The following is a 15070-nucleotide window of genomic DNA, read 5'->3' on the forward strand; positions in this document are numbered from 1 at the left end:
CCAGCGCGCGCGCCCGCGCCTGCGCCAGCGCCCGCGCCCGCGGAGGAGATTCGAACAGATCCCGTTCGAATCTCCTCCGTTACTGCCGATCGAGGCAGATCCGGCACCCGATCTCCTCCGTCAGCGTCGGTGCGTCCACACCTCAGGAGCGCTGACGCACCCGCTCGGACGCGAGCGCACGCTCGACGGCGGCCGCCGGGATGCGCTCAGCCGTCCGGCCGGGCCGGTCCACCCCGCTCGGTCTCCCTCGTCGCGCCTGCAACCCGACGGCCAGCACCTCCGCCAGGTGCAGCGGACGCCCGGCGTCGGAGAGCTGCTCCACCTGGGTGCGGCAGCTGAACCCGTCCGCGATGACGCGGGCGCCGGGCCCGGCCTCCCGGATCGCGGGGAGGAGGTCGTGCTCCGCGGCCGCGATCGAGACGTCGAGGTGGCCGGCCTCGAAACCGAAGTTGCCGGCGAGCCCGCAGCATCCCTCCACGGTCGTGGTGTGGATGCCGGCGTCGTCCAGGATGCGCTGGTCGGCCGCGAAGCCGCCGATCGCGTGCTGGTGGCAGTGCGGCTGCACCACGGCGGAGCCGCCGATGTGCGGCGGCGACCAGTCCGGGGTGCGTTCGAGCAGCTCGGCGAAGGACGTCGCGCGCTCGGCGACGAGGGCGACGGCCGGGTCATCGGGGAGGAGCTCCGGAGCGTCCGAGCGGAACACGGCGAGGCAGCTCGGCTCCAGCCCGACGAGCGGCGTGTCGTCGCCCAGGGCGTCGGCCAGGATCGAGGAGGTGCGCCGGAGCATCCGCTCGGCGACCCCCAGCTGCCCGGTCGAGATCCACGTCAACCCGCAGCAGAGGTGTCCGGGCGGCAGCACGACGCGGTATCCGGCGTCCTCCAGCACGGCGACGGCGGCCCGGCCGATCGAGGGATGGAAGTTGTCGGTGAACGTGTCGGGCCAGATCATCACGTCTCCGAGCGGAGCCGAAGGCGCCGGCGGGCGCGCCGCGAACCAGTCGGTGAACCGCTCGGGCGCGAAGCGCGGAACGGGCCGGTCCGGTTCGATACCGCCGAGCCGCTTGCCCAGCCGGGAGAGGACGGGGAGGCGCGCCAGCCGGTTGACGAGGGACGGCGCAACGCGAGCCGCCCGGGCCAGAAGCGGGAGCCATCCCATCGTGTAGTGGGCGGCCGGCCGCAAGCGCCCTTCGTAGTGGTGCGAGAGGAACTCGGCCTTGTACGTGGCCATGTCGACGTCGACCGGGCAGTCGGAGCGGCATCCCTTGCACGCCAGGCACAGGTCGAGGGCGTCGAGGACCTCGGGCGAACGCCAGCCGTCCTCGATGGGCCCCGGACGGAACCGGCCGCTGAGCATCTCGAACAGCAGCCGCGAGCGTCCGCGCGTGGAGTGCTCCTCTTCGCCGGTGGCGCGGAACGACGGGCACATGACGTCCCCGGAGTGGCTGCGGCAATTGCCGACGCCGACGCAGCGGAGCACGGCTGTGTCGAACCGGCCGCCGTCGTCCGGGTACGAGAAGTGGAGGGACACATCCACCTTCGGCCGGTAGGTCGCGCCGAGGCGCAGGTTCTCGGTCGGCGGGAGGGGATGCACGACCTTGCCGGGATTGAGGCGGTTGCCGGGGTCGAACAGCGCCTTGGTCCGCTGGAACGCCTCCATCACCCGGTCGCCGAACATGATCGGCAGCAGGGCGCCGCGCGCCTGGCCGTCCCCGTGCTCTCCCGAGAGCGAACCGCCGTAGTCGGTTACGAGTTTCGCTGCCCGCTCGATGAAGGCGCGATACGTCGAGATGCCGTGCTCGGTGGTCAGCTCGAAGGGGATGCGGCAGTGCACGCAGCCGTGCCCGAAGTGCCCGTAGAGGGAGACGCGGTCGTAGCCGAACTCGCTCAGGAGGTCGCCGAAGTCGCGCAGATAGTCCCCGAGCCGATCCGGCGGAACGGCGGCGTCCTCCCATCCGGGCCAGTGATCCCGGCCGTCCGGAGCGCGGGCCGTCGCTCCGAGTCCGGCCTCGCGGATCTCGACGATCTTCTGCTGCAGCGCCGCGTCGTCGAACTGGGCGACCTGCGGCGCAGGGTCGAGGCCGGCGAGCGTGGCCCGCAGCCTCCGCGCCTTCTCCTCGACCTCGTCGGCGTCCGCGCCGGGAAGCTCAACGGTCAGCCACCCGCGACCCTCCGGGAGCAGCTTCAGCGCCTCGGGGTTCTTGCCCTTTCGCCTCTCGTTGCCGACCAGGAGGTCGTCCATCCCCTCGATCATCGTCGGGTCGAAGGGCGCGATGGCGGGGGCGGCGTCGGCGGCGTCCGTGATCGAGGGGAATCCGAGCACGAGCAGGGTCTTCGCCGCCGGCACCGGGACGAGGTCGATCTCGGCGTGCAGGACGGTCACGAGGGTCGACTCCGACCCGACGAGCGCCTTGGCGACATCGAACCCGTGCTCCGGTAGGAGGGAGTCCAGGCCGTACCCCGAGACGCGGCGCGGGATGTCGGGGAAGCGCGCCCGGATGTCGTCGCCGAATTCGTCGGCGATCGCACGCGAGCCCGCATAGAGCTCGGCGCGACGGCCGCCCTCGGCGGTCACGCGGGCGAACTCCTCGTCGCTCGTCGGCCCGACCCACAGGCGCTCGCCGTCGTAGGTGAGAACTTCGAGCCGGCGGACGCTGTCGGCCATCTTCCCGTACGCCTGGGCGGTGGATCCGCACGAGTTGTTGCCGATCATCCCGCCGATCGTGCAGTGCGAGTGGGTCGCGGGCTTGGGGCCGACCATGAGCCCGTGCGGGGCGAGCAGGGCGTTCAGGTCGTCGAGGACGATGCCGCACTCCACCACGGCCCGGCGGGCCTGCGGGTCGAGCGAGACCAGGTGGTCGCAGTACTTGCTCCAGTCGATGACGACGGCGTTGTTGGTGCACTCGCCGGCGAGGCTCGTCCCGCCGCCGCGGCTGAGCAGCGGCACCCCCAGGTCGTGGCAGATCGAGACGGTCTCGACTCCGGCGTCGATCGTGTGCGGCACGACCACGGCGATCGGCACCTGACGATAGTTGGAGGCGTCGGTCGAGTACGCGCCGAGCGTGCCGTTGTCGAAGCGCACCTCACCGTCGACGCGGGAGGTCAGGGCGCCGGCGAGGGCGTGAAGGTCGACGCCTCCCGACGTTATGGTGCTCACCGAGGCACCTCGGGGCTCCGTCGTCGACCCGCCATGCTGCGGAACGTACCCTGCCTGCTGTTGCCGTCAAGGTGCGGCGCGCCCCGGCCCGGCGACATTCGCACGAATGTCGCGTTGGCGCGGGGCGGAGTGCGCATTCGTGACGAATGTTGCGTTGGCCCGGGGCGGAGTGCACATTCGTGACGAATGTTGCGTTAGCCCGGGGCGGAGTGCACATTCGTGACGAATCTTGCGTTAGAGCGGGGCGGAGTGCACATTCGTGACGAATGTTGCGTTAGCCCGGGGCGGGGTGCACATTCGTGACGAATGTTGCGTTAGCCCGGGGCGGGGTGCACATTCGTGACGAATGTTGCGTTAGCCCGGGGCGGGGTGCACATTCGTGACGAATGTTGCGTTAGCCCGGGGCGGAGTGCACATTCGTGACGAATATTGCGTTAGAGCGGGCGGATCGGCGCACCAGGCCGCGGGTATGATCGACGCGCGGCCCGTGCCGGCAGGCCCGGAACCGCCGATCGAGGAGGTCCGGGATGGAGTTGAGCCGCCTGGTGGGGATCGAGACGCCCATCGTGCTCGGTCCCTTCGGAGGGATGTCGTCCGTTGCGCTGACGGCCGCCGTCAGCGAGGCGGGCGGGCTCGGCTCGTTCGGCCTCTACGGCCTGAGTCCCGAACGCATCGCCGCCGTGGGACAGGAACTGCGGGAGCAGACGTCCCGGCCGTTCGCGTTCAATCTCTGGCTGCCCTTCCAGGGTCCGGGGGAGCAGGCGCCGGGCGCGCCCTTCGACCGCGCCGAGTTCGAGGCTGCGGTGGCCGGTCTCGCGGACCTCTTCGAGGCGGCCGGGATCGAGCCCCCGGCGTGGCCGGTCGCGCCGCTGCCCGAATTCTCCGCCCAGCTCGAGGCGGCTCTCGACGCGCGGCCGGCGGTCCTGAGCTTCGTCTTCGGCGTGCCGTCGGCGGAGCTCATCGAGGAAGCGCACCGCCGCGGCATCCGCGTCTTCGGCGCGGCGACCACCGTCCCCGAGGCGCAGGCGCTCGACGCCGGCGGCGTGGATGCGATCGTCGCCTCCGGCCTCGAAGCGGCAGGGCACAGACCGTCGTTCCTGGATGCGCCTGAGGCGAGCCTCGTCGGTGGCCTGTCGCTCATCCCGCAGGTCGTGGATGCGGTCGGCGTGCCGGTGATCGCGGCCGGCGGGATCGCGGATCGCCGCGGAGTCGCAGCGGCCTTCGCGCTCGGTGCCGACGGTGTCCAGGTCGGGTCGGCGTTCCTCGCCACGCGGCAGTCCGCGGCCCGGGAGGCGCACCGCGAGCGCATCCGGACCGCTGCCGCCCACGACACCGTGCTCACCCGCGCCATGAGCGGGCGTCCCGCGCGCGGGCTCCCCAACCGCGCGGTTCGGACGATCGAGCAGAACGGCGCGATCGCCTCGTTCCCGCTGCAGAACATCCTCAGCGGGATCTTCCGCCGCCGCGCCGCAGAGAACGGCGACGCCGAACTGCTCTCCCTGTGGATGGGGCAGAGCGCCGGGCTGTCACGGTTCGAGGATGCGTCGGACGTCTTCGCCGAGCTCGCCGCCGGGGTTCCGGATGGCCGCGACTGACCCGGGGGCAGAGCCGCCGGCCGGCGCGCCGCGTCCGGGACCGAACGCGGATGCGCGCCTGCGGGAGCACCTGCAGGCCGAGCCGGAACGGGACGAGCGGGACGAGCGGGGCAAGCGGGAGTGGGACGAGGACGAGCTGCAGGAGGGCGGCGACGCCGCGTGCTGGCTCGCGCAGGTGTGTGTCGAGTGCGGAGCACTGCGCGAGGGTCCGGGCGTGTGCCGGCGGTGCGGTGCCAGCTGAGGACCTCTCCCGAATTTGACAGGCACCTGTCGAAACGGCAGAGTAGCGCCATGGCCACCGCATCCCTTCGCCGCATCGTCGTCTCCGTGTCCTCGCTTCCCTCCGCCCTCCGGCTCTACACAGACGTGCTCGGCCTGAGCACCGAGCGGATCGGCGACGGGTTCGCCTGGCTCCGCACGGCGGAGGGGCTGGAAGTGATGCTGCACGAGCGTCCGGCGGTCGCCTCGGACGCGGCGGTCGCCGCCGCCTTCGCCGTCCCCGCAGTGGATGCGATCACCGAGCGCTGGGTCGCGGCCGGCGGAACGGTCGTGGATGCGCCCGCCGATCAGCCCTGGGGCGAACGGATGGCCGTGGTGCGCGACCACGACGGCCACATCGTCTGCCTCGTCGAGGCTGCGGCGGAGCCGGAGCCGGCGGAGGCGGTCGAGGCTGCGGCGGGGCCGACGGCGGCGGTGCAGGCGCAGTGACCGACGCCGCCCGCCGGTTGACGGAGCTGGTCGACGAGGTCTTCCGTCTTGCCGACGCCCTCACGCGCGCGGGCGACGCCATCGTGGCCGGCGAGGGGCTCACCGCGGCCCGCTGGCTGACCCTCGGCGCGGTCGCTCACGGTCCGCTCAGCGTCGCGGGAATCGCGCGTCGAAGAGGAATGCGTCGCCAGTCCGCCGCCGAGAGCGTCACCGCCCTGGAGAAGGCGGGGCTCGTCGAGCGGGTGCCCGACCCCGACGATGCACGCGCACCCCTCGTGCGGCTGACCGAGGAGGGGCGGGCGACGTTGGAACGCATCCGCCCTCTCCGCGTCGAGTGGGCGGAGCGCACGGCTCGCGCTGCCGACCCCGCCGAGCTGACCGCAGCGACCGACCTCGCACGGAGGCTCCGAGAGACGCTCGAGCCCTGACCGTGCAGGGGCCCCGGCGCCGCGCACCGCTCAGCTGTCACCCGGGCAGCAGCGGTCGCCGCCCCGGCATCCCCGTCACGGCCGCTGCTGCAGGTGCTGCCGGGTCAGCTCCTCCATCTGCTCGTCGGTCAGGTCGTCCATCCGCTTGCCCTCGTGCCGGTCCAGCCGCATCCACCGGATGAACAGGATGACGAGGACGGGCACGTCCGCGACCTCCGCGATGAACCACAGGAAGTCGCCAGAGAGGTGCTGGTCGTGCAACGGGTTCGGGAACCAGGCCGGAAGCTGTCCGGAGATCGCGGGCGCGTGATCGAGGACCGTGTCGTTCAGGCGCAGCAGCAGGCCGGGGATCGCATCCAGGATGAGCGCGACGAAGGCCAGGAGGAATTCGACCGTCACGAAGAAGCTGGTCCGGAACACCGAGTGCGCCGCGATCGGGAGCACCAGGAGCAGGCCGCAGAGAGGGGTGAGGACGGAGATGCTCCACTGCGACCAGGTCGAGTCGCGGAGGATCGCGGCGACCGGCGTGAGGAACACGAGGAACACGACGCACGCGAAGACCGGCGCGAAGATCGCGTTGCCGAACAGTCGCACCGGCCAGGACCGCATGAACCGGTCGGTGCGCTGCCGCCCGTCTCCGCTCAGCGCGACGCGCGCCAGCGCGACCGGGCGGCCGATGCTGATCAGGCCGGGGACGACGAAGAGCAGGAGCGCGATCCGCGTGGTGAAGGCCCAGCGCAGATTCACGCTCTCCGCTCCGAGGAAGCCGAACGACACGACCGCGTAGGAGCCGAGCCCGAGCAGGAGGTACGCCGCCGTCAGTCGCGCCGGCCAGTGGTGGCCCCTCCGGCGGAGGCGGGCGATGCCACCCAGGTAGAGGCCGGCCGCCACCACGAGCACAACGGCGGCCGCCGGGTCGAACGACCAGGTCGTGAGGAAGACGATGAAGGGTGGCGTGATCGGCTCCGGGTGATCGGCTCCGGTGAGCGGGGGACGCATCCATTGTCATCCCCGGCACCGACACCGGCGCACAGGATCAGCCCGGTTGCTCGAGTCCGAGCAGTGGGTACAGCAGCTTGACGCCGCCGGTCAGACCGCCCATCAGGGCGCCCCGCCCATGGCCTCCGACGGCGACGTCGACGAAGGCGCTGTCGATTCCCGCGCCGCGCGACGCGGCCAGCGCCTGGATCGCGACGTGGTGGAACACCGGGTCGTCCCTGCACGCGGTGAAGATCGCGGACATTCCGGCGTGGGTGAAATGGCGGAGTTTGATGAAGGGTTTCGCAGCATCGTAGGCCTGCTGGTTCCCGCCGAACGCCTCCTTCAGCGTGCGGTCGGGATGTTCGGCGCCCGGGAACTCCTCGCCGGAGATGTCCAGGATGCTGTTGAACAATTCCGGGTGGTCGATGGCGAACGACAGCGCGCACAGCCCGCCGTTGGAGTAGCCGGCCGCCGTCCAGAACCGGTGGTCGCGGGTGACGGGCAGCGTCTTCTCCGCCCAGGCGGTGACGTCCTTCGTGATGTACGTCTCCGCGTTGCCGAAGCGCGCGGTGTCGAGGCAGAGCGTGTCGTCGTACGGGCTGCCGAGCTGGTCCGCGACGACCACCACGGGCGCGAGGCCGTGATGCGTCGCCGCGTACCCGTCGAGAACCTCGGCGATGGGTTCTGGATCCGGGTTCCCCGGCTGTCCCATCATCATCACGATCAGTGGCAGCGCGGGTGGATGCGCGACGAGCGCCGCCGGGGGAAGGTACAGGCCGGCGTCGCGGGCATGGAAGCCGCTGACGGTCCCCGGGATGGACGCGGTGCCGAGCGTGCCGTGCGCGGGCATGTCCGCCGGCGGCTTCCAGTGCTTCCAGAGCGTCGAGTCGTACTCGGCCGACGACGCGTTCGCGGGAGGGGCGAGCTTCAGCGGCCGGGGCACGGCGATGGCCAGGACGCTCGCGACCGTGCGGTCCAGGCCGTAGTTGGCGTTGATCCCGACAGCCGCCGCGAGGAGGAACACCGGGATGGCGCCGAGCGCGACCGGGATGCGCCAGCGCGGCCGCCGGCGGATGCTCGCCACCGCGATGGCCACCCCGACGAAGGCGGCGCCGAGCCAAGCGTAGTTGCCGTAGCCGAGGGACTCCCCGAACAGGTTGAGCCACCGGACGCAGACCAGCCAGGTGACGACCGCGGCGAGCAGCCCGGCCGGCACGGCGACCGCCAGCCGCAGCAGCCACGCGCGCGACGGCCGGCGCAGCAGCAGGGCGACCAAGAGCAGCGCGGCAGCGGCGAAGACCACGATGGGCGCTGGTCCGTCCACGACATCGATGCCGAGCAGGCCGTCGAACACCCCGTTCCCCCTTTTCCGCCGGGGAGGGACGTGTCGACCCCCGACCTGCGCGCACGACTCGACGTCCGGCAGACGATCCCCCCAGCACTACGACTATAGGAGCGCATCCATTCGGCACGGGCTGACACGCACAGGTCGGTCCTGTTTCCTGCGGTCCGCCGGTTGCTTAACGGGCCGGACGGTCTTTTGATGGGGCGGTGCCTCGGCGAATCGAGGACGGGAGGAGATCCGGTGTCCACGGACCAGTACCACGAGCCGCCGAGCGAGCTCAGCGAAGAGACCCGTACGTTCGCCCGGATGTGCGCCAGCCTGGCCGAGGAGGCGGAGGCGATCGGCTGGTACGAGCAGCGCATCGCGGTGGAGAAGGACGAGGTGGCGAAGGCCATCATGCGCGACTCGCTCGGAGAGGAGTACAAGCACTTCAGCATGGAGCTGGAGTTCCTCCTCCGCGCGAAGCCCCAGTGGCGGGAGACCGCGCAGGGGATCCTCTTCCAGAGCGGCGACATCGTCCAGCACGGCGAGCAGGCCGAGGAAGCGGCGGAGGACGCGGCCGAGGACGCGGCCGACTCCTGAGACATTCGTCACGAATGTCGCCCTACGCGCGCTGGGACTGCGCATTCGTGACGAATGTCGCCCTGCGCGCGCCGAGACTGCGCATTCGTGACGAATGTCGCCCTGCGCGCGCTGGGACTGCACATTCGTGACGAATGTCGCCCTACGCGCGCTGAGACTGCACATTCGTGACGAATGCCGCGAGGCGCGAAGCCCTCACTCGAGCGAGTCGAGCTCCTCGTGGACGAAGCGCGCGAACTGTTCCGCGGCCGCCGACTGCGAGCGGGAGCGATTGCGGGCCAGCCCGATGATGCGCGTCGCCTCGTCGCGCAGCGGGACCGCGACGATCCCGGGCTCCGCAGGCAGGTCCGGGATGAGCGCGACGCCGACCCCGTCGCGCACCAGCCCCCTCAGCGTCGACAGCTCGGTCACCTCGATCACTGGTTCCATCACCACGCCGTGGGCGGCGAAGTAGGCGTCCGCGATGTGACGCAGCCCCGAGCCGGTGCGCAACGACACGAGGTCGTACGGTTCGAGGTCGGCGACGCTCACCGCGTCCCGGCCGGCGAGTGGATGCCCGTCCGGCACCCCGAGCACGAGCTGCTCCGCGGTGAGCGGCTTCCACTCGATCTCCGGATCGCGGGGGTCGGGACTGAGGAAGGCGAGGTCCGCGGCGCCCTCGCGGAGCGCATCCAGCACGGTGTCCGCCGTCCCGCCGTGCAGCACGAAGCGGATGTCGGGGAACAGCGCCCGGTACTCGCTGATCACGCGCGGGATGAGCCAGCCGCCGAACGACGAGACGTAGGCGACCGACACCGTCCCTCCGGAGGGGTCGCGCAGCGCTTCGATCCGTGCGCGCGCGTTCTCGAGCTCAGACTCGGCCCGGGTGGCGTGGGCGAGCAGGATCTCGCCGTACTGGTTGAGCTCGAGGTGGCCGCGACGGCGGTCGAACAGCTCGACGCCCATCTCCTGCTCCAGGCGGGCGAGGGAGCGCGTGAGGGTCGATTGCGAGACCCCGAGGGTCTCGGCCGCGAGGGCGGGATGCCCCTCCGCGGCCAGGGCCCGGAAGTGGGCGATCTCGTCGATCCGCATGCCTCTCATCATGGCGTATCGGGGTCCGGCGCCGAGCGTTGCTCGAATGAGCGGTCTACCCGCGTACGAGTTTTCTGTACGTTCACTCAGGAGAAACAGTCCCGTTCGACCACGTCCCTACGTTGGGGCGCGGACTCATCCCCTCACCGACATCAGGAGAACAATGTCACGCAGATTCGGCAGGCTCGCCCGCGCAGCGGCGGCCACGATCGCGGGAGCCGGCCTCGCCGCCGGTGCGCTCGTCGCGACTCCCGCCTTCGCCGGCACCGACGGCAGCGGCGTCGTCATCAACGAGGCGTACCTCTCCGGCGGAAGCGCCGGCGCCGCCTTCGGCAACAAGTTCGTCGAGCTCTACAACCCGGGCGACAGCGCCGTCAGCCTGGCCGGGTGGAGCATCCAGTACCGTCCGGCCACCGGGACGAGCGCCTCCACAGGTCTCGTGCCCTTGACGGGCTCGATCGGCGCGAAGGGCTACTATCTCGTCGGCGGAGCGTCGAACGGCACGAGCGGTCAGGCGCTGCCGACTCCGGATGTTGCGAGCAACGCGCTCAACCCGAGCGGCGCGGCGGGGACGCTGATCCTCGCGAAGAGCGCGTCGGCGCTGACTCTGCCGACCGGCTCGGTCACCGGGAACGCGAGCGTCGCCGACCTCCTCGGCTACGGGACGTCGAACACCTTCGAGACGGCGAAGGCCCCGGCTCCGTCGGGCAACACCGACGTGAAGTCGTTGGTGAGGACGGACTTCGCGGACACCGACGACAACAGCGCCGACTTCGCGCTCAGCGCCTCCATCACTCCGCAGAACGCGGCCTCGGCGCCCGGCGACCCCGGGGCCGGTGACCCCGGAACCGGCGACCCCGGAACCGGCGACCCCGGCACCGGCGACCCCGGGGCCGGCGACCCCGGAACCGGCGACCCCGGGACGCCGGCCGACGGCATCACGCCGATCGCCGACATCCAGGGCACCGGCGACGTGAGCCCGAAAGCGGGCACCACGGTCACCACGACCGGAGTCGTCACCGCGCAGTACGCGACGGGCGGCTTCAACGGCTTCTACCTCCAGACGCCCGGGACCGGCGGATCCCTCGACCTCGCCACCCACACCGCCTCGGATGCCGTCTTCGTCTTCGGCTCGTCCTTCGCCGGTACGGTCGCCACCGGCGACTACGTGAAGGTCACCGGCGCCGTGAGCGAGTTCAACGGTCTCACCGAGATCACCGCGACGGGAGTCTCCCGGCTGGATGCGTCCACCGTCAGCGCGCCCGTCCCCGCGACGATCGGGCTGCCGGGCACGGCCGCTCAGCGCGAGAGCCTCGAGGGGATGCTGCTGGCACCGCAGGGTGCGTTCACCGTCACCGACGTCTACGCCGCCAACCAGTACGGCGAGATCGGCCTCGCAGCCGGCGACAAGCCGCTGGTGCAGCCGACCGAGGCCGCGCGTCCTGGTACCCCCGAGTACGGCGCGGTCGTCGCGGACAACGCCGCGCGTGCTGTCACGCTCGACGACGGTGCCTCGACCAACTTCCTGAGCTCGGCGAATAAATCGAAGCCGCTGCCCTACCTGTCGTCGACGGCACCGGTCCGGGTCGGCGCGCCGGTCGCGTTCACCAGGCCGGTCGTCCTCGACTACCGCAACAACACGTGGAAGTTCCAGCCCACCGGCGAACTGACGCCGGCGAACGCCGCGTCGGTGCAGCCGGTCGCGTTCACGAACACGCGGACGGCGGCGCCCGGGAACGTCGGCGGCGATCTGCGCCTCGCGACCTTCAACGTGCTGAACTACTTCACGACGACCGGCGACCAGCTCACCGGCTGCACTTTCTACACCGACCGCGACGGGCACCCGGTCACCGTGAACAGTGGATGCGATGCTCGCGGCGCTGCCGACGCCACGAACCTGAAACGGCAGCAGGACAAGATCGTCGCGGCGATCGACGGCCTCACCGCCGACGTCGTCTCTCTCGAGGAGATCGAGAACTCCGCCCGGTTCGGCGAGGACCGCGACTCGGCCCTCTCCACCCTCGTCGGCGCGCTCAACGCGGCGGCCGGCTCTGAGGTGTGGGCGTACGTGCCGTCGCCGTCCGCCGTCCCGGCCACGGAGGACGTCATCCGCACGGCGTTTATCTACAAGAAGGCGAACGCGGTCCCGGTCGGCGAGTCGAAGATCCTCGACGACCCGGCGTTCGCGAACGCCCGTCAGCCGCTCGCGCAGGCCTTCAAGAAAGCCGGGGCGAAGGACGCATCGGCGTTCGTCGCGATCGTCAACCACTTCAAGTCGAAGGGCTCCGGCTCGGGCGCGGATGCCGACCAGGGCGACGGGCAGGGCGCGTCCAACGCCTCCCGGGTGAAGCAGGCGACCGCCCTCGTGGCGTTCGCGGACGAGCGCAAGACGGCGCTGAAGACCGACAAGGTCCTGCTGATCGGCGACTTCAACGCCTACCTGAGGGAGGACCCGATCACGATCCTCACCGACGCCGGTTACGTCGACCAGGTGAGCACGCGCACCTCCAAGGCGACGTACTCCTTCGGGGGCACCGTCGGCTCGCTCGACCACGTGCTCGCCTCGCCCGCGCTCGACGGTGCGATCACCGGCGCCGACGTCTGGAACATCAACTCCGGAGAATCGGTGGCGCTGGAGTACAGCCGGTACAACTACAACGTCACGAACTTCTATGCGCCCGACCCGTACCGGTCGAGCGACCACGACCCGATCGTCATCGGATTGGGACTCGCGGCGAAGCCCGTCACGCTCAACCTGCTGAACATCAACGACTTCCACGGCAGGATCGACGCCAACACGGTGAAGTTCGCCGGCACGATCGAGAAGCTGCGTGCGGAGGGCGGAGAGGCGAACTCGCTGTTCCTCTCCGGCGGCGACAACATCGGCGCCTCCCTGTTCGCTTCGGCCTCGGCCGGCGATATCCCGACGATCGACACACTGAACGCGCTCGACCTTACGGCGAGCGCGGTCGGCAACCACGAGTTCGACACGGGCTACGCCGACCTCACCGGACGGGTGAAGGATGCGGCCGGCTTCTCCTACCTGGGCGCCAACGTCTACGAGAAGGGCACGAAGACCCCGGCGCTGCCGGAGTACGCGGTGTTCGACGCCGGCGGCCTGAAGGTCGGCGTCATCGGCGCCGTCACGCAGGAGACCCCGACGCTGGTCTCGCCGGGAGGCATCTCGGCCCTCGACTTCGGCGACCCCGTGGAGGCGGTCAACCGCGTCGCAGCTGAGCTCACCGACGGCGACCCCGCCAACGGCGAGGCCGATGTGCTGGTCGCCGAATACCACGAGGGCGCCGGCTTCGGGACGCCGGAGGGGGCGACGCTCGAGCAGGAGGTCGCAGCAGGCGGTGCGTTCGCCGACATCGTCACGAAGACGAGCGCCAAGGTCGCGGCCATCTTCACCGGCCACACGCACAAGCTCTACGCGTGGGACGGCCCGGTTCCGGGCCTCGCAGGCGTGACGCGCCCGATCGTCCAGACCGGCAGCTACGGCGAGAACATCGGCCAGGTGAAGCTGACGGTGGACCCGGAGACCGATACGGTCACGGCATACACCGCGCGCAACGTCGCCCGGACGACCGACGCGGACAGCACCCTCGTGGCCGCCTATCCCCGGGTCGCGGCCGTCAAGACGATCGTCGACAAGGCGCTCGCCGATGCGGCTGTCATCGGCGACCGGAAGGTCGGCTCGGTGACGAAGGACATCACCACGGCCTACCTGAACGGTGCCCGCGACGACCGCATGAGCGAGTCCACTCTCGGCAACCTGGTCGCCGACTCGCTGGTGTCCACGCTGTCTCTCCCGGAGCTGGGCGGCGCCGAGATCGGCGTGCTCAATCCGGGAGGTCTTCGCGCAGATCTGCTCTACGGGACGGACGGAACGGTCACCTACGCCCAGGCCAACGCGGTCCTGCCCTTCGTGAACAACCTGTGGACCACCTCCCTCACCGGCGCGCAGTTCAAACAGGCACTCGAACAGCAGTGGCAGCGGAATGCGGACGGCACCGTGCCGAGCCGGCCGTTCCTCAACCTCGGACTGTCGAAGAACGTCAGCTACACCTACGACGTCGCGCGGCCCGAGGGCGATCGCATCACGAGCATCCACGTGAACGGGAAGCCGATCGACCCGGCGAAGTCGTACCGCATCGGCTCGTTCTCGTTCCTGCTGCAGGGCGGCGACAACTTCCGGGCCTTCGCCGCCGGCACCGGCACCACGGATTCGGGGCTCATCGACCGGGATGCCTGGATCGGCTACCTCCAGAAGAACAGCCCGGTCTCGCCGAGCTTCGAGAAGCGCGGCGTCGGTGTCAGCGGTGTGCCCTCGGGCGTTCTGCAGCGCGGACAGGAGGTCACCCTCCAGATGTCCAAGCTGAATCTCACCTCGCTCGGCAGCCCGGCCAACACGACGCTGGACCTGTCCTGGAACGGCTGGGCGCCGCTCGGCTCGGTGCCGGTGGATGCCGCGGGCAGTGCGAGCGTCGCCGTCACCGTCCCCGCGAACGCGGCCGGCGCGAGCACGCTGGTGCTGACCGCTCCGGACTCCGGCACGACGGTGCGCGTCCCCCTCACTGTGGCCGACGCCCCGTCGAACCCGAAGCCGGGAACAGACCCGAAGGCCGCGAAAGAGTCGGCGCTCACCAAGGCGCTCGAGGACGGGGTCTCCGTCGACACGGACACGTACCGCCCCGGCGACGCGATCCGGGTGACGGTCGGCGCGGAGCACGCCGGCGAGTGGGTGTCGGTCTGGCTGCACTCCAAGCCGCAGAGCCTCAGCGTCGGCTGGGTCCAGGTGCCCGCGGACGGAGTCCTGGAGCTGACCGTTCCGAGCGACACGCGCAACGGCCGGCACACGCTGTCGGTGCAGGACGCCGCTGACCGCGTCATCGGATGGACGACCCTCATGGTCAAGGCCGGCAAGCCGCACCACGGCATCCCGGGCCTCGACGGTCTGTCCGGGCTGCTGGACCGCCTCTTCGGCTGGTTCTAGCGCCTGCCGCCCCCGCCGGGCACGCACCACGCGTGCCCGGCGGCGCTGCGCCCGCCGCGCCCCATTCGTGACGAATGTCGCGTTGGGCCGCGTCGGAGTGCGCATTCGTGACGAATGTTGCGTTGGCCCGCGTCGGAGTGCACATTCGTGACGAATGTCGCGTTGGGCCGCGTCGGAGTGCACATTCGTGACGAATGTTGCGCTACACCG

The 15070-nt window shown here is 70.8% G+C and carries 10 protein-coding genes; 6 read left to right on the top strand and 4 right to left on the bottom strand.

Annotated elements, in window-relative coordinates; all coding sequences use genetic code 11:
* Positions 1–142: 142 nt before the first annotated feature.
* Positions 143–3154, bottom strand: a complete 3012-nt coding sequence (locus BM287_RS02780) for an FAD-binding and (Fe-S)-binding domain-containing protein (protein WP_090035779.1) — start codon at positions 3152–3154, stop codon at positions 143–145.
* A gap of 527 nt (positions 3155–3681) precedes the next feature.
* Between BM287_RS02780 and BM287_RS02785 the strand changes: the two genes are divergently transcribed.
* The 4 genes from BM287_RS02785 to BM287_RS02800 are packed head-to-tail and all read left to right on the top strand — an operon-like array spanning position 3682 to position 5885.
* Complete coding sequence (locus BM287_RS02785; protein WP_170857405.1) at positions 3682–4749, top strand: NAD(P)H-dependent flavin oxidoreductase; 1068 nt, start codon at positions 3682–3684, stop codon at positions 4747–4749.
* Entirely contained in the window at positions 4736–4990 is a 255-nt protein-coding gene (locus tag BM287_RS02790) for a hypothetical protein (protein WP_090035781.1), read from the top strand. The genes BM287_RS02785 and BM287_RS02790 overlap by 14 nt, the downstream gene beginning before the upstream one ends.
* Positions 4991–5040: 50 nt before the next feature.
* On the top strand, positions 5041–5457 hold the full coding sequence (locus tag BM287_RS02795) for a VOC family protein (protein WP_090035783.1): 417 nt from the start codon (positions 5041–5043) through the stop codon (positions 5455–5457).
* A complete protein-coding gene (locus BM287_RS02800) occupies positions 5454–5885 on the top strand; it encodes a MarR family winged helix-turn-helix transcriptional regulator (RefSeq protein ID WP_170857406.1) in 432 nt (143 codons plus the stop codon). The genes BM287_RS02795 and BM287_RS02800 overlap by 4 nt, the downstream gene beginning before the upstream one ends.
* 75 nt (positions 5886–5960) lie before the next feature.
* On the opposite strand, the gene BM287_RS02805 is transcribed toward BM287_RS02800, so the two are convergent.
* Entirely contained in the window at positions 5961–6884 is a 924-nt protein-coding gene (locus BM287_RS02805; RefSeq protein ID WP_244527841.1) for a cytochrome c oxidase assembly protein, read from the bottom strand.
* 37 nt (positions 6885–6921) lie between these two features.
* Positions 6922–8220: an alpha/beta hydrolase gene (locus BM287_RS02810; protein WP_090035787.1), complete on the bottom strand. Its 1299-nt coding sequence runs from the start codon at positions 8218–8220 to the stop codon at positions 6922–6924.
* 231 nt (positions 8221–8451) lie between these two features.
* Between BM287_RS02810 and BM287_RS02815 the strand changes: the two genes are divergently transcribed.
* Positions 8452–8793 (top strand): ferritin family protein, encoded by a 342-nt coding sequence (locus tag BM287_RS02815; protein WP_090035789.1) that lies wholly within the window; start codon positions 8452–8454, stop codon positions 8791–8793.
* A 195-nt stretch (positions 8794–8988) separates the two neighbouring features.
* Here BM287_RS02815 and BM287_RS02820 read toward each other — a convergent pair whose 3' ends face one another.
* Positions 8989–9864, bottom strand: coding sequence for a LysR family transcriptional regulator (locus BM287_RS02820; RefSeq protein ID WP_090035791.1), 876 nt, complete (start codon positions 9862–9864; stop codon positions 8989–8991).
* 163 nt (positions 9865–10027) lie between these two features.
* Between BM287_RS02820 and BM287_RS02825 the strand changes: the two genes are divergently transcribed.
* Complete coding sequence (locus BM287_RS02825; RefSeq protein ID WP_090035793.1) at positions 10028–14860, top strand: ExeM/NucH family extracellular endonuclease; 4833 nt, start codon at positions 10028–10030, stop codon at positions 14858–14860.
* Positions 14861–15070: the final 210 nt, after the last annotated feature.

The sequence above is a fragment of the Leifsonia sp. CL147 genome (genome assembly GCF_900114565.1).
GTDB lineage: Bacteria > Actinomycetota > Actinomycetes > Actinomycetales > Microbacteriaceae > Leifsonia.

Coding starts and splice junctions, on each gene's coding strand:
- BM287_RS02825 (WP_090035793.1), top strand. CDS start 10,028: ATGTCACGCAGATTCGGCAGGCTCGCCCGCGCAGCGGCGGCCACGATC.
- BM287_RS02805 (WP_244527841.1), bottom strand. CDS start 6,884: ATGCGTCCCCCGCTCACCGGAGCCGATCACCCGGAGCCGATCACGCCA.
- BM287_RS02785 (WP_170857405.1), top strand. CDS start 3,682: ATGGAGTTGAGCCGCCTGGTGGGGATCGAGACGCCCATCGTGCTCGGT.
- BM287_RS02790 (WP_090035781.1), top strand. CDS start 4,736: ATGGCCGCGACTGACCCGGGGGCAGAGCCGCCGGCCGGCGCGCCGCGT.
- BM287_RS02820 (WP_090035791.1), bottom strand. CDS start 9,864: ATGCGGATCGACGAGATCGCCCACTTCCGGGCCCTGGCCGCGGAGGGG.
- BM287_RS02795 (WP_090035783.1), top strand. CDS start 5,041: ATGGCCACCGCATCCCTTCGCCGCATCGTCGTCTCCGTGTCCTCGCTT.